Origin of the sequence: Streptomyces sp. NBC_00569, from assembly GCF_036345255.1 — a bacterium.
Classification (GTDB): domain Bacteria; phylum Actinomycetota; class Actinomycetes; order Streptomycetales; family Streptomycetaceae; genus Streptomyces.
This window is the reverse complement of sequence record NZ_CP107783.1, coordinates 10,240,135-10,261,483: the sequence shown is the minus strand read 5'-3', so window position 1 is coordinate 10,261,483 and position 21,349 is coordinate 10,240,135. Positions and strand designations below refer to the sequence as shown.

The 21,349-nt window shown below is 69.2% G+C and carries 14 protein-coding genes and 2 pseudogenes; 4 read left to right on the top strand and 12 right to left on the bottom strand.

Going from position 1 to position 21,349, the window contains the following annotated elements:
* Positions 1 to 393: 393 nt before the first annotated feature.
* Positions 394 to 783, bottom strand: a pseudogene (locus OHO83_RS46485) (transaldolase family protein); the annotation flags it as partial.
* A 450-nt stretch (positions 784 to 1,233) separates the two neighbouring features.
* Between OHO83_RS46485 and OHO83_RS46480 the strand changes: the two are divergent.
* Entirely contained in the window at positions 1,234 to 2,001 is a 768-nt protein-coding gene (locus OHO83_RS46480; RefSeq protein WP_266681933.1) for an SDR family NAD(P)-dependent oxidoreductase, read from the top strand.
* A 458-nt stretch (positions 2,002 to 2,459) separates the two neighbouring features.
* On the opposite strand, the gene OHO83_RS46475 is transcribed toward OHO83_RS46480, so the two are convergent.
* The 3 genes from OHO83_RS46475 to OHO83_RS46465 form a co-directional block, all read right to left on the bottom strand.
* Positions 2,460 to 3,986 (bottom strand): flavin monoamine oxidase family protein, encoded by a 1,527-nt coding sequence (locus tag OHO83_RS46475; protein WP_266682100.1) that lies wholly within the window; start codon positions 3,984 to 3,986, stop codon positions 2,460 to 2,462.
* Positions 3,987 to 4,087: 101 nt separating this feature from the next.
* Complete coding sequence (locus OHO83_RS46470; RefSeq protein ID WP_266681931.1) at positions 4,088 to 4,750, bottom strand: hypothetical protein; 663 nt, start codon at positions 4,748 to 4,750, stop codon at positions 4,088 to 4,090.
* A gap of 155 nt (positions 4,751 to 4,905) precedes the next feature.
* Entirely contained in the window at positions 4,906 to 5,157 is a 252-nt protein-coding gene (locus OHO83_RS46465; protein ID WP_266681929.1) for a pentapeptide repeat-containing protein, read from the bottom strand.
* A 256-nt stretch (positions 5,158 to 5,413) separates the two neighbouring features.
* Between OHO83_RS46465 and OHO83_RS46460 the strand changes: the two genes are divergently transcribed.
* Both OHO83_RS46460 and OHO83_RS46455 read left to right on the top strand, forming a co-directional pair.
* Complete coding sequence (locus OHO83_RS46460; protein ID WP_266681927.1) at positions 5,414 to 5,824, top strand: hypothetical protein; 411 nt, start codon at positions 5,414 to 5,416, stop codon at positions 5,822 to 5,824.
* A 34-nt stretch (positions 5,825 to 5,858) separates the two neighbouring features.
* A complete protein-coding gene (locus OHO83_RS46455) occupies positions 5,859 to 7,475 on the top strand; it encodes a helix-turn-helix domain-containing protein (protein ID WP_266681925.1) in 1,617 nt (538 codons plus the stop codon).
* Here OHO83_RS46455 and OHO83_RS46450 read toward each other — a convergent pair.
* Together OHO83_RS46450 and OHO83_RS46445 are read right to left on the bottom strand one after the other, a co-directional pair.
* Positions 7,457 to 9,025: a serine hydrolase domain-containing protein gene (locus OHO83_RS46450; RefSeq protein ID WP_266681923.1), complete on the bottom strand. Its 1,569-nt coding sequence runs from the start codon at positions 9,023 to 9,025 to the stop codon at positions 7,457 to 7,459. The two genes, OHO83_RS46455 and OHO83_RS46450, sit on opposite strands and share 19 nt — an antisense overlap.
* 14 nt (positions 9,026 to 9,039) lie before the next feature.
* Positions 9,040 to 10,533, bottom strand: coding sequence for an APC family permease (locus OHO83_RS46445; protein WP_266681921.1), 1,494 nt, complete (start codon positions 10,531 to 10,533; stop codon positions 9,040 to 9,042).
* 389 nt (positions 10,534 to 10,922) lie between these two features.
* Between OHO83_RS46445 and OHO83_RS46440 the strand changes: the two genes are divergently transcribed.
* Positions 10,923 to 11,102 carry a hypothetical protein gene (locus tag OHO83_RS46440; RefSeq protein WP_266681919.1) on the top strand — a complete coding sequence of 60 codons (180 nt, stop codon included), beginning with the start codon at positions 10,923 to 10,925 and terminating at the stop codon, positions 11,100 to 11,102.
* Between the two features lie 145 nt (positions 11,103 to 11,247).
* Here the strand turns inward: OHO83_RS46440 and tpg are convergent, their stop codons facing one another.
* From tpg to OHO83_RS46410, 6 genes and pseudogenes are all read right to left on the bottom strand, one after another.
* Positions 11,248 to 11,808: a telomere-protecting terminal protein Tpg gene (gene tpg, locus OHO83_RS46435; protein WP_266681917.1), complete on the bottom strand. Its 561-nt coding sequence runs from the start codon at positions 11,806 to 11,808 to the stop codon at positions 11,248 to 11,250.
* A 15-nt stretch (positions 11,809 to 11,823) separates the two neighbouring features.
* Positions 11,824 to 14,042: pseudogene (gene tap, locus OHO83_RS46430) on the bottom strand (telomere-associated protein Tap).
* A gap of 17 nt (positions 14,043 to 14,059) precedes the next feature.
* Positions 14,060 to 14,446, bottom strand: coding sequence for a hypothetical protein (locus OHO83_RS46425; protein ID WP_266681915.1), 387 nt, complete (start codon positions 14,444 to 14,446; stop codon positions 14,060 to 14,062).
* A 417-nt stretch (positions 14,447 to 14,863) separates the two neighbouring features.
* Entirely contained in the window at positions 14,864 to 16,588 is a 1,725-nt protein-coding gene (locus OHO83_RS46420; RefSeq protein ID WP_330278396.1) for a TerD family protein, read from the bottom strand.
* Positions 16,589 to 17,377: 789 nt separating this feature from the next.
* Positions 17,378 to 18,073: a VWA domain-containing protein gene (locus tag OHO83_RS46415; protein ID WP_266681911.1), complete on the bottom strand. Its 696-nt coding sequence runs from the start codon at positions 18,071 to 18,073 to the stop codon at positions 17,378 to 17,380.
* 264 nt (positions 18,074 to 18,337) lie between these two features.
* Positions 18,338 to 21,349: an AAA family ATPase gene (locus OHO83_RS46410; protein ID WP_266681909.1), complete on the bottom strand. Its 3,012-nt coding sequence runs from the start codon at positions 21,347 to 21,349 to the stop codon at positions 18,338 to 18,340.

The window sequence follows — 21,349 nt, the reverse complement described above, 5'->3', positions numbered from 1 at the left end:
TGCCCGACTGCGTTTCGAGCTGGTGACCACGGCGCGACGGTCAACGCCCTGTGGGCCTGGCTCTGCCACCGACTGCCTTGAAGGCCGAGGGCTGATGAATAGGTGGCACTTGCCGGGCGCCAGCTCGCGCCTGGGCCCAGGTGTGCGGCCTGGCGTCATTGATCGTCCATTGCTCATCCCGCAACGAACACGGCGCGCGAGAAGGTCTGGGACCTGGACGAGTGCGCCATGCGCGCCGCGATCACGGCCCGCAGGCCGCACTCGACTTCTTCGGACAGGACCCACCACCGCCTCCGCACCCGCTGGCGCCAGCCCCGCGCCGTTTCGGACACACCAGCCCGCGTTCTTCAGATTGAGGCATGTCTCACGAGGCACAAGCGCGGCCTTCGGGGATCAGTGCCTCGCAGCTCCTCCAACGTGCCCCATCGCCTCTTCAGTCGACGTGAGCAGGTCGTTCCAGGCGATCTCGAACTTGGCGACGGCCTCGTCCTCGAGCTGCTGGGTGACCTCGTCGTAGGAGATGCCGAGCGCGTCGGCGGCCTTGAGGTCGGCGCGGGCCTGCTCGTAGCCGCCCGTGATGGTGTCGCCGGTGATCTCGCCGTGGTCGGCGGTGGCCTTCAGGGTGCCCTCCGGCATCGTGTTGACCGTGCCGGGCGCGACGAGCTCGTCGACGTACGGGGTGTCCTTGTACGCGGGGTCCTTGACGCCGGTGGAGGCCCACAGCGGGCGCTGCTTGTTGGCGCCGGCGGTCTCCAGCTTCGTGGCGCGCTCGGAGGCGAAGACATGCCCATCGGTCAGACGTCCTCGACTCCCAGCATCTCTACGGCCGGCCCCGTCGTGAGCGATGCTTTCGAGTTCGTCGTCGATCGCGTCCAGCAGCACCTCAGGGGCCGGCTCAGGGACGGGGGACGGTGCGGGCAGGTACGCCATCGCTTCGGCCTTCCGCTCCCTGGGCAGCTCCACGCTCCACCACAGCGGAGGCCTTCGCTGTTCAGCAAGATCCGGGGACGTCAACAACGCTCGTGCTCAATACAGCTAGGCCATACGGGCCATCGAGTGCCGCCGTTCGATGGATACGGCGCTCGGGTCCGATGCGGCTGTCGTCCGCCTGGGACACCTTCCGTGCGGGCGTACCGGTGGATATGCCCCGGCCCGAAGAGGAACCCAGTGTCGTGCGGGTTCCGAACCGCTTGCCCGTCGTTCACCTGGGTGGTTGCAGGAAGGACCCTCGACGTGTCTGATCCCGTCGTACTCATCACGGGCGCGCTCACCGGTATCGGCCGCGCCACCGCCTTGGCTTACGCACGTCAAGGCGCGAACCTTGTGGTCTCCGGCCGCCACGAGGAGGTGGGTGAGCAGTTTGCCGGGGAGCTGGCCGGCCTCGGCGCCCCGGCGGAGTTCGTGCGTGCCGACGTCCGTTTCGACGCCGATGCGAAGGACCTCGTCGACCGTGCGGTCGCGCGGTTCGGGCGGATCGATGTCGCTGTCAACAACGCTGGCACGGAGGGAACACCCGGCCCTGTCACCGAGGTGACCGACGAGGCTTACCAGGCCACCTTCGATACCAATGTCAAGGGAACGCTGCTGTGCTTGAAGCACGAGTTCCGGGTCATGAGGGAACGGGGCGGCGGCAGCATCATCAACGTCAGCTCCACCTTGGGCATGATGGGTTACCCCGGGGTGACCTTGTACGTCGGCAGCAAGCACGCCGTCGTCGGCATCACCAAGGCGGCCGCACTCGAAGGCGCCGCCCACGGTATCCGGGTCAATGCGGTCGCGCCTGGCTACACCCGGACCGCTATGTACGAGCGGTTCACCGGCGACGACACGGCGCGTGACGCGGTCGATTCGGTGCTGCCTATGCACCGGGCAGGCACCCCGGAGGAGATCGCCGAGGCTGTCCAGTACCTGGGTTCGGACAAGGCGAGCTACGTCACCGGGCACATTCTCGTGGTCGACGGCGGCCTCATGGCGGGCGGGCCCCTGTTCCCGAGCACGTGAATCGCAGGTCGGCGCAGGCCGTGTCGGGCCTCGGCGGCGCGCTGCCCGCCCAACGGGATGTTCCGGTTCTCATCGCGACCACCCAGCGACCTTCTTGCTGCCCGCCGCGACCTCGACACCGCGTACACCGCCCTCGCGGCACTGTCCCGGACGCTGCCCTGGTCGGTGCAGCCGGACGAGAACGGCATTGCCGCGACCGGCCACGGCCCCCACGACATCGAGCGCCCGCCGACCCCGGGCTACACGGAGCAGGAGGCCGCCGAGGCGGCGCGCCTGACCGCGGACGGCGGGCGAAAACCGCCCTCGACACTCTCGTGGGCTACGCCGCAATGCGTCCCTGAGGCTCATTCAGCGGACCTCCACCCCCGCAGCAATCGTCCATGCCGGGCATACCGAAGAGGGCGCGGGCATTGCTGCCCGCGCCCGTTCTCAGCAGTCTCCTACATAGCCGACGGCGCTCAGGCGGCCATCACGCGCGTGTGCAGCTTGCTCACTGCCCGCCGCGCGGACGTGAACGCGCCGTGCTGCCACGCATCCGTGTAGCTGAGCCAGTCACCGGCGAAGTAGACGCGCCCGCCGGGCTCGTTGAGGGACTTGTAGCGCGGGTCGTCGGGGCCGCCCGGGGTGTCGTGCCAGGCGGCTTCCAGGTGCGGGGTCTGGCGCCAGTGGTGCGAGAACGACGACGCCAGCTCCGTGCGGTACTTCTCGCCATAGATCTTCACGCCCTGGGAGACCGCCCGTGCTTCGCGCGCGGCGGGGCCGAGCTTCGCGTAGGCGTCGGCGTCACCGTCGTAGTTGTAGTAGCCGATCATGACGCCGCGCTCGCCGTGGAATCCGTGCGACGGGTGCCAGATGTGGCTGAGGTCCATGTCGGTCTCGGTGATGCCGCCATAGATCCGGTGATCCAGCTCCCACCAGCGGGACTTGTACTCCAGACCGATCTTCCCCGCGGACTGCGGGGTGATGGCCTCCAATGCGCCCTGCACACCGGAGCCGAGGTTGTGCGGGATCTTGGCGAGGATGTTGGGCGGCAGCGCGCCGACGCAGAAGTCCGCCTCGACGACCTTGGTACGCCCACCCTGCCGGTAGGTGACGACGACCCCGTCACCCTTGTCCGTGATCTTGCTGACGACGGCGCCCGTCTGTACGCGGCGCTCCCCTATCGCCTTGGTCAGCGCCTTCGGTATCTGATCCATGCCGCCGACCGGCTGGAACATCAACATGGCCTGGTCGAAGCCGAATTCGAAGGAGAAGTAGCGCCCGACGCCGCTGGCGAACACCTCGGACGCGGAGGGCAGGTCACCGAGCAGCACACCCGGGGTGCCGGTGGCGGCCGGCACGGTGGTGTACCCGCGTCGCTCCCCACCTGCGTACGTCAGCTTGTCGCCCAGGTCACCGAAGTCCTTCAGGAACTCGACCAGCCGGTCCTGGTCGGCGGCGGTCAACTCCTTGTCCAGCGCCCCCTTGCCGGAGGCCTTGGCGAGCAGCTCGGACACATACCCGTACACATCGGCCTTGGCGGTGCGGTACCGCATCGGCTTCGTCATGCCGGCCGACTCGTTGAAGAGGTAGGCGTCGGCGTTCGTGTTGGTGAACACCTCGATGGGGACGCCGAGTTCACGGCAGTAATCGAGCGTCACCATCCACTGCGGAAGCCGGGCCGGGCCCGCGTTCATGTACTGGCCGTCGCTGAAGCGCGCGGTCTGCGCGTTGCCGTACAGGTCGACGGTCGAATCCCCGCCCCGCACCGTGAAGTTGCGCCCACCGGAGCGGTCTCTGGCCTCAAGGACCGTACAGTCGTAGCCCGCCTTGCCCAGCTCGTACGCGGTGGCGAGCCCGGCGATGCCACCGCCCACGATCACCACCTTCGCGGCGCCCCGCCCGCTCAGCGTGAAGTCCCCCGGCCGCGGTGCGCGGTAGGGGAGTTCGCGCTGCGCGGCCTGCGCCGTGGGGGCGAGTCCGAGGGCGCCCATGGTGGCGAACATGGCGCCCGCGCCACCGGTGAGCCCCACATTGCGAAGGAAGCCCCGCCGACTGGTCCCCGTACCTGCCGTCTGCTGCTGTGCTGCCATGTGTCCGGCTCCCCTCAGATCGTGCGCGATCTTGACTGATCCGGGGATGGTGGCAATGCCGTGTTACGGCACGGCAGCAACTGTTGTATCGGCCACGTTTCCACTCCCCCTGCCGAGTACCCGGGCCCGGTCTTCTGTGACTTCGGCGAAGGCGGGGTGCCGTTGACGAGCGTGTCACCAGCCCCAAACCGGGTTGACGAGTCAGGTGGCCGATCGGGGGCCCGCCCGTAGGCGGCCTGCCACGCGCTGGCCAGGTGATCGGCCGCAGAGCCCGCGGACGGCTCTGCCGCAGCGTCGGCGATGGACTGCCGTGCGGCATCGCGTACGGCTGATATGACCCTCTCTTCCAGCCCGTCAAAATCGTCGGCGACTCGATAGGCCGATCCACCCTGGCCCAGGAGCGTTTCAAGTTCGGCGACTTCGTACTCGTCCGTCTTACCTGTCTGGCGCCTCAAGGCCAGGAACTGGTCGATCACATCGAGCAGAGCATCGCCGACAGAGTTCACCAGGGGAGCGATGTACTTGTTGCTGACGCTGTACGAGGCCTCCGGAGTGATGCGCAGCCGCAGGCAGATGACGCGTCCGGCATCCTCGTCATAGATAAGGCGCCCCCCGAATCGAGAGCTAAGCCCGTTCAGCAGCCACGACTTCAACGCGTCGGCGAGATGCTCCGGCACACCCTCGTACGGTCCGGTGAAGTCGGGCCCGGCCGACACGGACGGAGAAGCGGGGGCGTGGTGCGATGGTCATGGTGGGACGATACCGACGCTCCTTCGCGTCTCATGCCGAATAAACGCGTCTTCATGCCGTCCTGGGTTCTCCGATAACAGTGTCAGGTGGACCAGGCCGCAGGTAGGCACAGGCCGGTTGGCAGGGCGGATCCGTTTAGCGGCACCAGACCGGATGGTGCTTCGCCGGTCGAGCGAGAGAAGTCGACCCTGCCGCCGGAGAACTCCGCGCCACGGAAGGAGACCTCACTGCTGGTGAACTCCGTGTCGAGGAAGGAGCCCGTGTCGACGGTGAACTTAGCGTCGGAGAAGGAGACCTCGCCGCCGGAGAACTTCGCCTTGGAGAAGTCGACCACTCCGCGTCGGAGAAGGAGCCCTCGCTGCTGGTGAACTTAGCGTCGAGGAAGGAGACCTCGCCGCCGGAGAACCCTGCGCCACGGAAGGAGACCTCGCCGCCGGAGAACCCTGCGCCACGGAAGGAGACCTCGCCGCCGGAGAACCCTGCGCCACGGAAGGAGACCACGCCGCCGGAGAACTCCGCTTCGGAGAAGCTCTCCCCCCGTCGAAGGTCGCAGCGGTGAAGTCGAAGTCGTGGCCGTGCCATGAGTGTGGATGGTCGAGGGGCCGACGGAGGTGGTCGCGGATGAGACGGATAACGGTGTGCCGGACCTCCCGCAGGGACAAGTAGGCGTGCCGAGCATCCGCGTCGTCCGCCGGAAGGTCGGATTCGCTGGTGTAGGGCAGGCGCAGGTAGGCGCACAGCACGTCGATGCAGGTCTGACGCAGATCGCGGGTGGGGGCGTCGTCGGCGAGGCCGGCCAGAGCATGCACACCGCCGAGCCGGACCGCTACGGAGTCGTGGCCGAGCTGGCTGACTGCCGTGGTGAAGCGTTCGGTGTGCAGGCGGGTGGCCTCACGCAGGGCGCCGTCCTCGTCGACGCGCTGGCGCCTCTCCTGCCATGCTCCCACTACGGTCACTCCGGATCATCGTTGACATCGTCAATACGGGTCTCCCAAACTTGACGCCCACAACAGTCCTTCGAGTTGGGGGTGCACCATGCGGGAGTCCGGTGCCCGGGGGCACCTGTCCGTCCGTCAGCTCGTGGACAACATCGGCCCGGCGCTGCTGCGCCTGGTCCAGGAGGGGACCGGCAGCGGCGGGCCGCTCACCGACATCGCCATCCATGCCCCGGGTGCGCCGACACAGCTCGGACCCGGGTGCGTGGTGCTGGGGGTCGGCGTGACCACGGAGGCCGAGCTGCGCGAGCTGACGGCGGCCATGCGGCAGGCCGGCGCGGAGGTGCTGGCGGTGAAGGCCCCGGTGCCGCCGTCGGCCCACGACAAGCTGGCGATCATCGAGGTCAACCGAGACGCGTCCTGGATGCACGTGGCGACGACCGTCCGTGAGCAGCTGCTCGAGTACGCGAGGACGCGCGTGCGCTCGGCCGGCAGCGGCGCAGAGCTGTTCGCCCTGGCGAACGCGGTCTACGAGAGCGTCGGCGCCCCGGTCACCATCGAGGACCGCTTCTCCGCGCTGGTCGCCTGGTCGGAGGGGCAGGACCGGACCGACTCCGAGCGGATCGAGACCATCCTGGGGCGGGCCGTGCACCAGCGGACGCTCGCCGAACAGCGCGAGCGTCAGGAGTTCGAGCGGCTCCATGCCAGCACCGAACCGGTGTACATGGAGGCGACCGGGGCGGATCAGCTGGCAAGGCTGGCGATCGCGGTCCGGGCCGGTTCGGACGTCGTCGGCTACATCTGGGCCGCCGTCACCGGGCCGCTCCACGAGGCGGCCACAGCCCGGCTGCGCGAATTCGCGCCCGTGGTCGCGCTGCAGTTGGTCGGCCTGCGCACGGAGACCAGCTACGCCCGCCGCCAGCGCGGCGAGCTGGCCGCCGCGGTACTCGGCGGGGCGGCCGACCCGGTGGAGGCGAGCCGGCTGCAGCTGGGCTCCGGCCCGGTCTGCGTCCTGGCCGCGGCCCCGCGGCTGGCCGGGAGCACGGGCTCCGACGCGCTGGACGCCGCCGGGCTGCGCCGGTTCGCGGACACGCTGGAGTACTTCCTGGCGGCCGTGCACCCCCGTTCAGCCCTGGTGGCGGGCACCGGAGCGGTGTACGTACTGGCTGCCTGGCCTCCGGAACATGCCACGGCCCTGGAGTCGGCCGTCGCCCTGGCTCGCGACTTCCTCGCGCGGACCCCACTGGCCGGTGACTATGTGGTCGCCGTCGGCGGCCCGGCTGAATCGATGGGCCGGATCGCCGACGTGCGGGCGCAGGCGGACGCCGCGCTGCGGGCGCTGCGGCACCCGGCCGTCCGCGGCCCGGCCGTGCGCACCGTGGAGGAGATGGCGCTGGCGGTGCTGCTGCTGCACCTCGCCGACGCGACCGAGGCGCTTGGCCTGCCGGACGCCGGCGGCGCGCTGCACCGGCTGCGCCAGGAAGAGGGCCAGGACGGTCCGCTGGCGGCGACCCTGGCCGCCTATCTCGCCGCCGCGGGAGCCACCGACACCGCGGCAAAAGCCCTGCACATCCACCCCAACACCATGCGCTACCGGCTGCGCCGTATCCGCGAGGTCTGCGGGCTGGACTTCGCCGATGCCGACGCCATGCTGCTCGCGCACCTCCAGCTCCGGGTGCGCGAGCTGCGGACGGGCGCTTACCGAGGCTCTGGCTGATCCCGGAACGAGCGCGTGTAGCGGCAGCCGTCCAGGTCGACCCAGAGCACCGCGCCGTCCAGGGCGGGGCCGGACGTCAGGCGCTCCGGCAGCCGGGGGTCGGCTCCGATGCGGAACGTCCCGTCGTCGAGCGGGACGAGTTCCGGTTCGTCGCGGGGCGCTTCCACGCCGGTTGCGGCGATCATGTGCAGTCGTCCTGCCCGCTGCACGATGCTGAAGCTGGGATGCCAGGGGGTGTAGCTCCGGTAGTGGCCTGCGAGTGCATGCGGGGAAGCGGTCGGCGCGCAGGGGCTGGGGCCCAGTGACTCGGGTCCGTAGAGCCAGCGTCCGTCCAGAGAGTGGTGGTAGGCGGACCATCCTGGGTGATCGCACACCAGCCGCCCGTCCCCCGCGTCGTACAGCCTGCCGGTCGCCCCGTCCGAGGTGAGCGAGAGGTGGTCGTCGCCCGTGGCCTCGACGCGGATCTGACGCGGCGTCGTTCCGTGGATTCCGACGTAGCGCTGGGCGTCGGGGATCCGCTCCGGGTCGAACAGCGCCGGGTCCGCCGGGGCTCCCTGGACGACGGCGAGCACATGGCGGGCGAAGCGGTCGATGATCTGGCACTCGCCGGGTGCGTTGGTCAGCACGGCGACACCGTGCCCGCCGTCGGTGTCGACGGCGAGGTACGAGCGGTATCCGACCATCCCGCCGGCGTGCGTCAGCCAGGTGCGGCCGTCGATCACTTCCACGTCCACGCCGAGCGCGTAGCCGGAACTGACCGCGCCGGCAGGCGCCGTGACGATCTGTCGGAAACGCTCCGGCCCGATGATCCTGGTGCCGTCCAGGGTGCCCCGGCACAGCATCATGCGGGCGAACAGGCCCAGGTCACAAGCGGTTGCCAGCACGTTCCCATCGGCCGCCGAATACTCGAAGAAGCCGGCCGGCGCGAGCGGGGCCGACGGCAGCGGCGGGCGGTCGTCGCGCAGGAACCGGTACCCGGTGGCGAGTTCGGCGATGTCCTCGTGAGTGATCCGCGCCGCCGAGTCGCGCATGCCCAGGGGCCGCAGCAGCCGTCCGGCCATGGCGTCCGCCAGCGATTGCCCCGTCACCTGCTCGACGATCAACCCCAGCAGGTTGTAGCCCTCGTTGGAGTAGTGGAACAGCTCACCTGGTTCGGCCCAGGTCCTCGCATCGCGTAGCGCGTAGCCGCGTGCGGCGGCATCGGGCAGCGCGTCGGCCCCGGCCACCAGGCCGGAGGTGTGCTGCGCGAGGTGCCTGACGGTGATCGCGCGGGAGCCGCCGTTCGGGGCGAACCAGGGCAGGTGGTCGGCGACCGCCGCGTCGAGGTCCACCTTCCCCTCGTCCGCCAGTATGCCGAGCAGGAAGGCGGTGAAGGTCTTGCTGATGGAACCGATCTCGAACCGCGTGCGACGGGAGAGCGGCGCCCCGGACTCCGCGTTCGCGAATCCTGCGGTGACGAACGCCAACTCGCCGGTCCCATCGACGACGCTGATCGCGATTCCCGGCACCGGCCACCAGGTCCGCAACTGCTGTGCAAGCCCAGAGAGCACCCGTTGCACATCCATCACACGCCCGCCTGCCGCGAACCGAATCCCGCGAACCGGTCCGGACCCAGCTCGACCTGGGAGGAGTCGATAGCCGCGTCCGGCCGGTCGCCTTTGACGAACCGTCGGCACAGCGGGTACAGCAGCACGGCCAGCAGCGCCAACGCGAGACTCGTGCCGAACGTCGCGGCCTCGTCGACCGCCGTACTCCACGCCAGGTACACGATCATCGCTGTGGGCAGCACGACGACCAGGACTGCGCCGGGCCAGCCGCCGGGGACCCGAACCGGCCGGAGCATCTGCGGATATCTCCAGCGCAGGACCAGGAAGGCCACGAATTCCAGCAGGATCGAGGCCAGGGTGAGCAGCACCGTGGCCCGCAGGATCGAGCTGAAGTCGACGGCGGCGAGCACGACGACGACGGTGGTGCTCGCCAGCAGCGCACCCACCGGCGTGTTGAACCGTCTGCTGTCCCGGGCCATCCAGCGCGGCAGGTACGCGTCCGCGGCGAGCGCCCGCGGGACCCGGGTGCTCGTCAGCAGGATCGCCATGAACAGCCCCACCAGGGAGAGCGCCGATCCCAGGGAGATCAGCACCTTCAGCCAGATTCCGCCCAGGGCGTCGCCGACCACGATGAAGTCGCCCTGGGCCCAGTCGGCGGGCGAGCCCCGGTGCAGCCCGCTGCCGATGGCGGCGATGGTGGGCAGCAGGTAGGCGGTGATGATCAGCGGAACCGAGATGACCAGGGCCCGGGTGTAGGTCCGGTGCGCGTCGGCGACCTCGCCCAGCACGGTGCTCGGGCCGTCGAAGCCGAGGTACAGCCACACGATCACGCTGAGCGCGCCGGCCACCGACGAGTGGGCGCTCTGCCCCGGCACCATGAAGGGCGAGAGCACGTTGATCCCGTTGCCGACCGCATGCCAGATGCCCAGGACCGCCAGCACCGCGAACGGTGCGAGGATCAGAAGCATCATCCCGACCGAGTACTCGCTCACCGCCTTGGAGCCGCGGTAGTTCAGGTACGCCATCGGGACGATGAGGGCGACGGTGACGATCCAGTGCAGGTCCACGACGAAACCGCCGTGGAACAGGTCCACGATCACCAGCCCCTTCCCGCGGGCGATGTCCGGGACCCAGGTGGCCAGGTAGTCGACCAGTAGGATCGGGTAGAGGGTGAGGTTCAGCACCGACCCGATCGAATTCCAGGCGCCGAACACGAATGCCGCACCTCTGCCGAGCGCGATCTTCGCCCAGTAGTAGTAGCCGCCGTTGACCGGTATCGCGGCACTCAACTCCGCTGCCACCAGCGCGTTCGGTACGCCGAAGACCACCGGCACCAGGACGATCATCAGCAGGGTCATGCCCGGACCGGCGCTGGAGAGTGAGGCTTCGAGCCCGAAGGGGCCTCCGGACACTGTGAAGAAGAAGATTCCGACCAGGGGCAGCACGCCGAGCGTGCGTCTGCCCGCCCCGGGCGCCGGCCGTGTGTTTTCCGATGGGATCAGTTCGGTCATCCTGGGCTCCACTCTCCGTTCGCGCCTGGTCGGCACAACGTACGGGGGCGTCACCGGGGCCGCCCTGTCGTGCGCATCAAAGCCGCGGCCCGTCGGTTGTCGCTGCCACCAACGCCGGGCTGACCCACCCGGAACACGACGAAGCTCCGGGCAACGAGGTCACCCGGAGCTTCTGACATGACTGAGGTTCGGGGCCGGGTCAGGCCGCGTGCAGCGGCTTGAATCTCGCCTCGGATGTCCACCGTGATATCCGAGGCGATGGCCATGACGGCAACTGACGCTCGCGTTGGGCCACCGTGGTTCGGCCGACCCTGGTGGGTTCACCGACGATCTTGGGGCCAACAAGGCTTTCTTTGTGACACCTATCGTGCTTTGGCTCACCCAGAACTGTGACTGAGTATTTGAGTTGGCGGCTTGAGGCGGAACTGGACGCTGTCGAAGCCCGGTACCCCGGGAGGGCCACCATCGCTGAGACGCTCGCCGACGGCGGGATCTCGTGGGCCTACCTCGGTCTGAGCGAAGAGGACGGCGTCCTCGCCGAGGAGATCCGCCGAGGGTTTGGAAAGTAGGAACCCTGCTCGACAACGGTGTGACCGCGCTTCGGCTCGCCAGGTGTCCCACGCTCGGGCGCTCAGTCCGCCGACTCGCACGCTCATCCGCCATGTGAAGTGCTCAGTCACAAGAAGGCGGTTCGGGCCCTTGCTGCTGGGAGATCTACAGGTCGAACTCGAGGTGCTCGATGTCCGTGAAGCGGACCTCTTCCAGGCTGCCGGCGCGGCGGCCGCCGTCCTGGAAGTAGACGTCCTTGAGGGCTTCGGCCGCGATCTCCTGGAGCCGGGCGTCGCTGGCGCCCTGCTCTTGGGCGTCGAAGAGGCGGGCGGCGTAGACGGGCGGCAGGGCGACGGTCAGGTGTCGGATGCGGTCCTGGTCCGTGGACCCGATCGGCGCGGTGTAGCCCATGCGGGCGCGGGTGTCGATGACGATGCCGCCGGTGGTCGCCGCCTTGGCCTTAGCCTTGGCCCGGATCTGCGGCTGCCAGCGCCTCTTCACCTCGCGCTCCAGGCGGGCGGCGAGATTGGTGCGCGGCTTCTTGGCTGTGCCCGCCACGTATCGCTCCACCTGCCGCTGGGACATGCTGAGCAGTTCGGCGACCGCCTTCGTGCCGCCCAACTGCTTGACCATGTACCGCATCTGCGGGCCCGCGGCCTTGGGCGCCGGCCGGGTGAACGCCTTCTGGACTGCCTTGTCCAGGCCGTCCCCGAACTCCTTGGCCATCGCCTGCTCTCTCCCCTACTCGCCGTTGTCGACGTCGGTGACGGTGCCGTCCTTGATGTACCGGGCCAAGTTGAGCTCCGGGGCGTGGAACCGATCGCGGACTTCCTCGCCCCACAGGACGGACTGGGTGCCCTCGTGCTTGACCAGGCCGGGGTTGATGCCGAGTTTGAAGCCGCCGGGCAGCGACTTGCCGTCCCGGTAGGGCAGGAAGTCCAGCGGCGAGGGCCCGCTGGCCGCGTAGACGACGCAGTCGGACAGGATCGCGACCGGGTACTGCCCGGTAAACGCGGCGTGCTTGATGATCTTGCGGTGGAGGTTGATCCGGGTGCGGGAGATGACCGCCGCGCGGATGTCCGGCCGCCATGTTGGGCGGGACAGGGCGCGCCATGGCTCGCCGGGCCGCCATCCCTCGCCTCTCGGGCGTTCACGCAGTTTTCCGAGGCCGCCCTTCACTGTGGCCTTGACCGCTGAGACGACGATCGCGAGCTCCGGGTCACGGTCCTTGTAGCCGTCCATCGCCGCCAGGAAGTCGGCCGGCGATAGGTCGGCGTCGACGCCGAGGTCGGCCATCGTGGCGAGGTAGGCGTCGCGCAGCCGGTTGTACCAGCCGTCCAGGTAGCGGCCGTTCTCACGGCGCACCCACGCCTCGGTCGGCTGCACCTCGTAGCCCAGCTCCTGGGCGTAGGCGACAGTCGGCGTCGCGTACCAGGCCGGGCCCTCAGGTCGTTCGCCCTGCGGAGTGAACGGGGAGGGCAGCAGGCTGCCGTCCAGCTCCACCCACTCCTTGCCGGCCTTCACCTTTGACAGGTCGACGTGGCTGAGGTCCACCAGCCAACTGCCGGGCAGTTTCGGGTCGAAGACCGGGTTCGTGACGTGCGTCGGGGCTCCCAGGCCGACGGGGAGCCCGTTGGCGCCCGCCGCGAAGGCCATGTTCACGTCGACGCCGACCAGGTGGCGCAGGGTGCACTCGGCATCGGTCATCGGCCGCGCCCAGTCGTACGCCTCCTCGAACAGCTTCTCGCCGGGGCCGCGCATGTGGAAGCGCGGCAGGTCCTTGAGCAGCGGGTGGCCATCGGGGGCCTCGCACGGTGCGCAGTCCACCGGGTCTTTGCCGAGGGAGCCGGGGTTGTACTGCGAGTGCCGCTTGCCGTCGGCGTCCGGCTCGGAGGCCCGGGTCGCCGGATGCAGCGCGGTCATCAGCTCCAGGCCGGTCACGGCGGTTGAGCCGCGCGGCGTCATCACCCGGGATGCGTACACGCCCAGGAGCCGCGCGAGCTCCGCCGGCGGAAGCTGGGCGGCATGGGCCCAGTGCCGGGTGTCGAGCGCATCCTACGACGGGATGCACAGCTGCACGCAGGCCCGCTCCGAACCCTGAGCGGGGCGGTAGATCCGCGCCCACGGCCCGAAGCCGCGCTTGGTCAACTTCCATTCTTGACGGGCCAGTTGCTTGGCGACCTTGTGCCCCTCGGGCAGGCGCCCGGCCAGGCGCTCCTCATCGGCAAGTCGGGCCGGCAGCCCGTAGCGCTCGAGCGCAGCTTCGGTGAGCACGATCAGCGGGTCGGCGTCCTTACCCGGCCCGGCGAGCTTCGGCTGACCGAGCCTCGCCTCCTTCAGCGTCCACTCGACCAAGGCCGCAAGGGACTTCGCGGGCACGTCCAGGACCAGGCCGCCGACGCAGTACGCCAGCACCTGGCCGTCCTCGACATCTACGACCGCGAGCGGACCGTTCTCGAACCGCGGATCGACGCCCGCCGGGGTGCCGGCCGCAGCGGCCTTCCTCGCGCCCGGGCGGCGCGACGGCGACGACGGCCTGGCGGTGCGCGCCGGACGCGAGGAGGCCACCGCAGCAGCAGTGACGAGAGCCGGGGCGGCCGGGGTGGTCTCGGACGCAGTCAGGGCCTCAGCCGCGGGTGCCGGGCCTGCTGGTGGCGGGGCCGGCTCGTCCACCGTGGCAACAGGGCTCTCGAGCCGTGGCGCGGGATAGCGGTGGCGAGGCCCTCGAGCAGCCTGCGGTAGGCCTGAAGGCGCTCCCCCTTCGGCTCGGCACGGCCCGCCTCCCAGGCCTGAATGCTCGGCACGCGGACCCCGAGTGCCTGGGCAACAGCAGCCTCGGTCAGCCCAGCGGCCTCGCGCAACCGAACCCGTTCGGCGGGCGCGGGCAGCACGGTGCCGTCATCGACGGCAGCAAGCAGCGAGTCGACGGCGGCGAGGAGTTCAGCGGGCTGATCCGTCATCTGTATGTCCTCTTCTCCTACCTGACACCCTGACGGATCTCTTCGAGCCGGGTCATCAGCCGCTGATAGCGCTGCGAGGCGGCCTGCGAGGAGTTCAGGCCCTGGTGCCCGGCGATCTCCCGCCATTCCATGCCCCGACGCCTGGCCTCGATGACCACCTGAGTCTCCAGCCGGTCCAGCGACAGACGCATGTCCTCGAACAGACCGAGCGCCGCAGCAATGTCCCCTGGCGCCACATCCGGTTGCTGTCCGTCGCTTTGCTGATGGTCGGCGGCAGCCGCCAGCAGCCGCCCCAGGCAGGCGGCGTCCTGCTCCAACTGGCGCGCCGGGGCCCCATGAGTGGTGGAGTCCTCCGTGAAGGCGGACAGCCGCCGACGGGCCTTGTCCTGAGCGTCACGTGCCATACGGTCACCCTACCGCAGCTATGCAACGAAACAACAGATTGTTGTTTCATTGTTGACGTGCGGCAGGGAGCCTCTCAACGACGCCCAAATCCCTCGCGTATGCCGGGGTTGAACCTCAGGCCCTCGATGTCCGCGCGCTCCTCAGCCGTAACGCCCACTCTTACTGCCCCATAGCGGCTGGGAACGGCCACTCGACCGGCCAGGGCGAGCCCCGAGGCGGCAATCACGTCTGCGATACCAAGAGCTTCCGGCACAGTCTGCGCGCATGGGCCGAGGACGCGCTCGCCGGCCTACTCGACTACACCGGCGCGGCCGCCTGGCCGGACCTCGCCGACACTCCGGATCATGCTGATCTGGCCACTGCGCAGGTGCTTCGGAGAGAGGTTTCTAGCATCGGCCCTCGTGTTCGCTGCCTGACTATTCGATGGCGACTCCGCAGGCGCGAGCGAGGCCGTCGAGGCCATCCGCCCAGCCCTGGCCCAGGGCCCGAAGTTTCCACACGGGGTTGCCGTCGACACTGTGCCGATAGAGCTCGGTGATGACCATGGCCCGGATGGAAGGGTCGGCGGGAGGCGTGAATGTCCAGGCGCTGCTGTTCACGCAGTCCAGGTCCAACCTTGCGTGAGTGAGGGAGCCGCAGGTCAGTCCGGTGTCGACATCCATGTTGATGGCGACGGCGACCCGGTGCACCCGGTCGGGCAGGGCGGAAAGGTGGACGGTGGCGCGTTCCACTGTGCGTGGTCCCTCCTGTTGTTTTCCGAGGAGGCGCGCGCCTCCGTCGGCGGCGGAGGGTTGGTTGTAGAAGACGAAGTCTTCGTCACCGCAGACACGGCCGTCGGTTCCGAGCAAGAACAGGGTGAGGTCTGCGTCTGCGCCGGCGAAGGTGAAGGAGACGCGAAGTCCCTGCCAGGCTTCCTCGGGTAGGACGATGGTCTGGCCCGGGATGAGTGCCGCAGACGTGGGCGGAGGGGCAATGGGTGCGGGGTGTGGCGGTGAGAGGGTCTGTTGCTTCCACTCGGCGAACGCTCTGATCCGGTACGGATCGCCCAGCGCGGCTCCGGGGTCGGGAGGCGGGTTGGCACCAAGGGCGATGTCCAGGTCGGCGAGGGAGGGTTCGCCGGAGGCGGAGTCGTCTTGGGCGCCGTCCAGCAGAGCTTGCAGACCGCCTACGCGGGTGGTGTCCAGCGGCTTGAGCGTGCTGGACAGATTGCCGGAGGCGGTGGTGGTGACGGAACAGGCGGTGTCCTGCCCGATGTCCAGGAACCGCAGGGCGTCCTCAGGTTCCCGCCAGGGTGTGGACTCGATCGCGCGCCGTGTCCAGCGGCCATAGGCGACGAAGCCGAGTCGCTGGGTGTCGGGAAGGCGAGTCATGACGGCCAGGTCGATGGCTTCGATGCCGGGTGCGGTTGCGAAGCCCTCCTTGAGAGTGGCGACGATGTTGGAGCCCATGGCTGTCAACCACCACAGAGTTCGGTCGCGTTTGGTGAGGTTCTTCAGGGTGGGGCGGCCGCTGGGGGTCAGGCCCGCGGTCTGGGTGGGCAGCGTGTCGAGATCCTGTTGCCGCATAACGACGGACAGGACCGAGCCGTCCACGCCGACTGCGCAGCCGGCGGCCGGGTTGTCGGAGAATGCGGTGTTCACTGCCTCGCAGACGGTGGCCTCGTCGTTGGCGAGCAGCGCGTGCCACCACTGTCCGGCCTCGGTGACCATCTGTTCACGAACGGCGTGCAGACGTGCTGTCTCTGCTGCCAGGTATGCGGGCGCGTCCTGTTGTGCGCGCTGTTTGGCGCCGGCTCGCTCGGCTCGTGCGAGTCGGCCCACTCCTTGCAGGTGAAAGCTTTGAGCTTCGGCGAGTGCCCATGGCAGGCCAAGTTGCGGAGCTGCTGGAAGTAGGGGCGGTTGCGCAGCAGTGAAGGTCTGCAGGTGGACGCTGGTCATCTGCCGCTTGAGTTCTTGCAGTTGAGCGATGGCGGCGTCGCGTTCCGCCTCCTGCTGTGCTCGTTCCGCTTGACGGCGCGCTCGCTCAAGCTGGCTGGCCGAAGGGGCGACCGACCGAGTCTGCGTGGTACGACGTGTGCTGGTACGACGGCGACTGCCGCTGAGGGAACTCGACGCGTAGAAGGGGCCGAGTCCCGTCGACACCCGCGCGCCGCCGCTGCCCACACTGAGCCGCGCCGCACGTGGACCGACGGACGTTCGCACACCGCGTGTCGAGACGCGCACACTCAGCCCAGGCACACCGACACGGAACCCGAATCCCATGGCCCACCCCTTTCCCGGAAGGACAGTGTGGCACTAGCAAAGACCTCGGGAGTGCGTGCGAGGCTCATCCGCCCCTGGAAAGTTCGTCATCCAGGTGGGGAGTAGAAACTGCAGTCATCTCAGGGGGCCTGGCTGCGGCGTTGAGTCGTCGGCCTACCCACCGACTGGGCAGCCTCATCACCTCTGATGAGGCGTATCCCATCTCCGGCGTTACTTGGCACCAGCTTGCTCCATGAAGCAGCGTCGTGGCGAACTCGACGTGCTGCACCCCCATTTCGCGCAGCTGGTGCGCAGAGCTCACCGCCGCCAAGGAGCGCGCCGCCCGCGCACTGCGCTCCGGCATCGAAACCCTGGCGGTCCAGCGGCAGACTGTCTTCGGGGCTCGCTCTGTCAGCCGGCGCTGCGTCCAGGGTGGTGGCCAGCAGACGGTCGAATCCCTGGCTGACGGGCGCGTACGCGCCGACCCGGCCACGCCGGTAGACCTCGGCGAGCAGCAGCGTTCGTTCGGTGGTCGCGGCGTCCAGGGTGGCCTGGGCCACGGCTCAGAATCCCCCGGCCGCGATGATCCGAGGGGTCAGCCGAAGTGGACCGCAACTGCTCTGCGGGCGCTGCGCGTTGGGTTCTGTCTATCCGGTTGGGTTCTGTCTATCCGGTTGGGTCCGCCGGCGCTCACTGCAGGACCTGAGCGGTGCGGGCCGATGCGAGCCAGCTGGGGAACTCTTGGAGGAGCCGGTCGTAGAGGAGATCGTCGCCTACGGTGCGCGGATCACGGCCTGCAGGGAAGTAGCCTGCGTTGTCGACGATGCGGTGTCGGGGCACGGCCAGGTCGTCGAGACGGCGAAGAAAAGTGAACTCGTTGTCGTCGGGGTCGCCGAACCCGATGAACTGCCAGAACAGCGGCAGGCGGGCCGCTTTGCACAGGTACCGTTCGGCGGCGAACTTGCTGGTGGGCCCGCCGTCGGTCTGGAAGATCACCAGGGCCGGGGCCTGACTGCCGGAAGCCAGGTAGTGGTCGATGACAGCGTCCATGGCCCAGTGGTAGTTCGTTCGGCCCATGTGACCGAGGTTCTCGTGCAGCTTGTTGATACGGCCACGATGGCCTCCGAGCGTGAGGTCGGTGGATCCGTCGACATCGGTGGAGAAGAACACCACCGGCACCGTGCCGTCGTCATCGAGGTGAGCGGACAAGGAGAGGACCTGCTCACCGAAATGCTGCATGGTGCCGTCCTTGTAATAGGGCCGCATCGACCCCGAGCGGTCCAGCACGAGATACACGGCAGCACGCACCCCCTCGAGACCGTGCGCGCGCACGCGGGACCCCGCCGCCTTGTAAAGGCTCAACAAATCCGGGGCCTGCGCCTGCATCTTGGACAGACTGATCGCCGGGACCTCGTTTTGAACCCTGTCCATGGTCCCCGCTCCTGTATCGCGTACCACTGTCATCCTCTCGGTCCAGGCGCTATCACGAGGGTGAGTTCTCCAACACTGGCCCCCGATCGGTGCGCCTCGGTGTAACGGCCCGAGGGGGCCGTCGGCGGTGGCGAACGTCCGCGTCGTCTTCCCGGTCGGTCCGGCGCCCCCGGCGGCCACTCGCAGGCGCTGCCGCTGCCGGTCCGAGCTTCTTCGCTGTCATTCGGCTGCTGCCGTCAGGTGGGCGAAAGTCGATCCGGTGCGGTCTTTGCGGACGTGGAGACGGTGGGTGATACGGCGGCGCAGTTCAGGGACGTGGCTGATGACCCCCACAGTGCGGTCGTGGGCGCGCAGGGAGTCCAAGACGTCGAGGACCTGGTGGAGAGTGTCTTCGTCCAGGGTGCCAAAGCCTTCGTCGATGAAGAGGGTGTCCAGGGCGCGGCCGCCGGATTCTGCGGTGACGATGTCGGCCAGGCCCAGGGCGAGGGCCAGGGAAGCGAAGAAGGATTCGCCGCCGGAGAGGGTGTCGGTGTCGCGTTCCTGGCCGGTCCAGGCGTCGAGGATCTTCAGGCCCAGGCCGGAGCGGGCTCCTCGGGCGGCCCTGGCGTCGGAGTGGGCGAGGGTGTAGCGGTGGTCGGACATGTGGAGCAGGCGGGTGTTGGCGGCGGCCACGACATCTTCGAGGCGGGCGGCCAGGACGTAGGCCTCCAGCTGCATGCGCAGTTGGTTGCTGGGTGAGGTGCCGTTGAGCAAGCTGTGGAGGTGGTCGACGGTGCGGTAGGCGTGCTCGAGGGGTTGTAGGCGCCGGATGTGGGTGTCGAGTTGCGTGTCCAGGTCGGCGAGGGCGCGGGTGCGGTCGGCGGCTTGTCCGGCCAGGGCTGCGGCGCGGGTGTGGCGGGAGGTGGCGGCGTCGAGTTGCGCGGAGGCTTCCTCGATGTCGGCAGGCGGCTGGGCTGCTGCTGCTTGGAGGTCGGGCTCTTCGAGGCGGACGGTCAGGACGGCGCGCTCCTGCTGCCACCGGGTGATCTCGTCCTCGAGGGCGTGGAGTTCGTCGTCGGGCAGCAGGGCTTGTGCGGCTGCGTCGAGGGAGGCGAAGCCGGCTGCGTGGGCGGCTTCGGTCGCTCGGTCGTGGGCTTGGTGGTGGTCTTTACCGGTGCGGGTGGTGGCCGTGGCGCCGGCAGCGGCGGTCTCGAGGGCGTCGGCGGCCTGGGTGAGCTGGGTGATGCGGTCGGTGAGGGTGGGGGCGTCGGCGCGGGCCGTGGCCAGCCGCTGGTCGAGGTCGTGGCGCTGGGTGTCGAGGCTGTCGTAGGCGGTGTTGGCGGCAGCCAGCCGAGTGGCGGCGTCGGTGCGGGCGCGGTCTCTTTGGGTGGACTCGCGTTCCAGGGCCTGGAGTTGTTCGTCGGCCACTCTGGTGTCGGCCGCGCGGGCGAGGGCGTCGTTGAGACGGTTCTTCAGATCCTCGTGGTCAGCTGCCAGGTCGGCCACGGGCGTGTCCCCGCCGGCCTGGCCGCGGGCGGTGGCTGCTTTTTCAGCGAGCTGGCGCAGCGTCGCCGTGATGGTCTTTTGGTGTTCCTGGGCGCGGGTGTAGTGGTCTTCGGCAGCCTGTTCGTCGGCGGCCGTGGGCTGGTCGGAGTGGGGGGCTGCGGGGGCGGGATGGGTGGGTGAGCCGCAGACCGGGCAGGGTTCGCCGTCGGTGAGCTGGCCGGCGAGTTCGGCGGCCATGCCGTCGGTGCGGCGGCGCCGGATGTCGAGGAAGGTCCGGCCGGCTTCGTCGGTGTCCGATCGTGCCTTGTCCAGGGTCGCTTCGGTACGGCGGACCTCCATCTCGCAGGAGTCACGGTGGCTGGCCGCCTGAAGTCGGGCCGTGAGCGCGTTGAGGTCGGTGGAGAGTCCGCGCGCCTCCTCCTGCGCGATGCGGGCTGTCTCCAGGCGGGTGAGGAGATCGCTGCGACGTGCGGGGGCGTCCTGCAGCCAGGCTTCGGCGTCGTTCAGGTCGTCCTGGAGTTGCCGGCGTTCTGTGTCCAGCTTCTGCAGATCGGCTACCTGCTGCTGGAAGGTGGTCTCATCGGGCAGCAGCGCGCGCAGCGCTCCGATGTCCGCGCGCAGGCGCTGCCCGGTGTCGGTGAGCTGCTGGGCGTCGAGGGCCCGGTATTCGGGGAGCAGGAGGGTGCGGGCTGCGTTCTCGTCGTCCTGGGCACGAATGTGCTGGGTTGCGGCGGTGGCTGCTGCGTGCAGCAGGGGGGCCAGCTTCTGTGCGGTCAGGGCGTGTTGGCGCCGTTGGGTCTGCTTGTTGTGCTGGTCGGCTTGTTCGTCGAGCAGGTCGAGCCCTTGGCGGGCTGTGCGCTGGGTGTCCTGGCGGTCGGCGAGTTCGCGTACGGCGCGTTCCTGGTCGCGGAAGGCGGTCAGTTCCCTGTGGGCGTTTTCGGCGGCGGCGGCTGTGGTGTGTTCGTGCTGGGCTGCCGCGGTGTGCAGGGCGGTGGCCCAGGTGCGGGCTGGTTCGGTCAGTGTGGTGGGGTTGTCGGCCTGCGGGGCGCCCTGGGCGGGGTCGAGGCTGTCGCCGGCGGCCTGCTGGATGCGTTCGGCCAGCCGTAGGACGTCGGCGCGGGCCTCGTCGCGGGTCTTGGCGACGGTCGTTTTGCGGCTGGCCAGCCACTCCTCGATGGAGGCGAAGCGGCCGGTGCCGAACAGCCTGCCGAGCAGGTCCTTGCGGTCCAAGGCGTCGGCGCGCAGGAACTTCGTGAACTCGTTCTGGGGCAGCAGGACGACCTGGCAGAACTGCTGGCGGCTCATGCCCAGCAGGAGTTCGATCTCGTCTGCGGCTTCCTGGTGGGACTTGCTGACCGGCTCCCAGCGGCCCGGCGTCCCGGTTTCCTGGGCCCATTCGCTCAGGTGTGTCTCGGCCTTCTGCAGGGTGGTGCCTTCCCCGTACTTCTTGGGCCTGTGCTGGGCGGGGACGCGGCGGATGCGCAGGCGTTTGCCGGCGAGGGTGGCCTCCAAGGTCACCTCGGTCAGCAGGTCGGCTGGGGCGTGGTCGCTGCGTAGCCGCTGGTTGCGGTCGCCGGGCGGCTTGCCGTAGAGGGCGAAGCAGATCGCGGCGAACACGGTGCTCTTCCCGGCGCCGGTGTCGCCGTGCAGGAGGAAGAGTCCGTCGACGGACAGGGAGTCGAAGTCGACGGTGTGCCGGTCGGCGAACGGGCCGAAGGCCTGCAGGTGCAGGGTGTGCAGGCGCAT

Bases quoted from the DNA above. Each gene is read 5' to 3' on its own strand.
- OHO83_RS46475 (WP_266682100.1), bottom strand. From the start codon at position 3,986: ATGTTCGCCACCATGGGCGCCCTCGGACTCGCCCCCACGGCGCAGGCC.
- OHO83_RS46460 (WP_266681927.1), top strand. From the start codon at position 5,414: ATGGTCGAGGGGCCGACGGAGGTGGTCGCGGATGAGACGGATAACGGT.
- OHO83_RS46455 (WP_266681925.1), top strand. From the start codon at position 5,859: ATGCGGGAGTCCGGTGCCCGGGGGCACCTGTCCGTCCGTCAGCTCGTG.
- OHO83_RS46445 (WP_266681921.1), bottom strand. From the start codon at position 10,533: ATGACCGAACTGATCCCATCGGAAAACACACGGCCGGCGCCCGGGGCG.
- tpg (WP_266681917.1), bottom strand. From the start codon at position 11,808: ATGGCCAAGGAGTTCGGGGACGGCCTGGACAAGGCAGTCCAGAAGGCG.
- OHO83_RS46425 (WP_266681915.1), bottom strand. From the start codon at position 14,446: ATGGCACGTGACGCTCAGGACAAGGCCCGTCGGCGGCTGTCCGCCTTC.
- OHO83_RS46415 (WP_266681911.1), bottom strand. From the start codon at position 18,073: ATGCAGGCGCAGGCCCCGGATTTGTTGAGCCTTTACAAGGCGGCGGGG.
- OHO83_RS46410 (WP_266681909.1), bottom strand. From the start codon at position 21,349: ATGCGCCTGCACACCCTGCACCTGCAGGCCTTCGGCCCGTTCGCCGAC.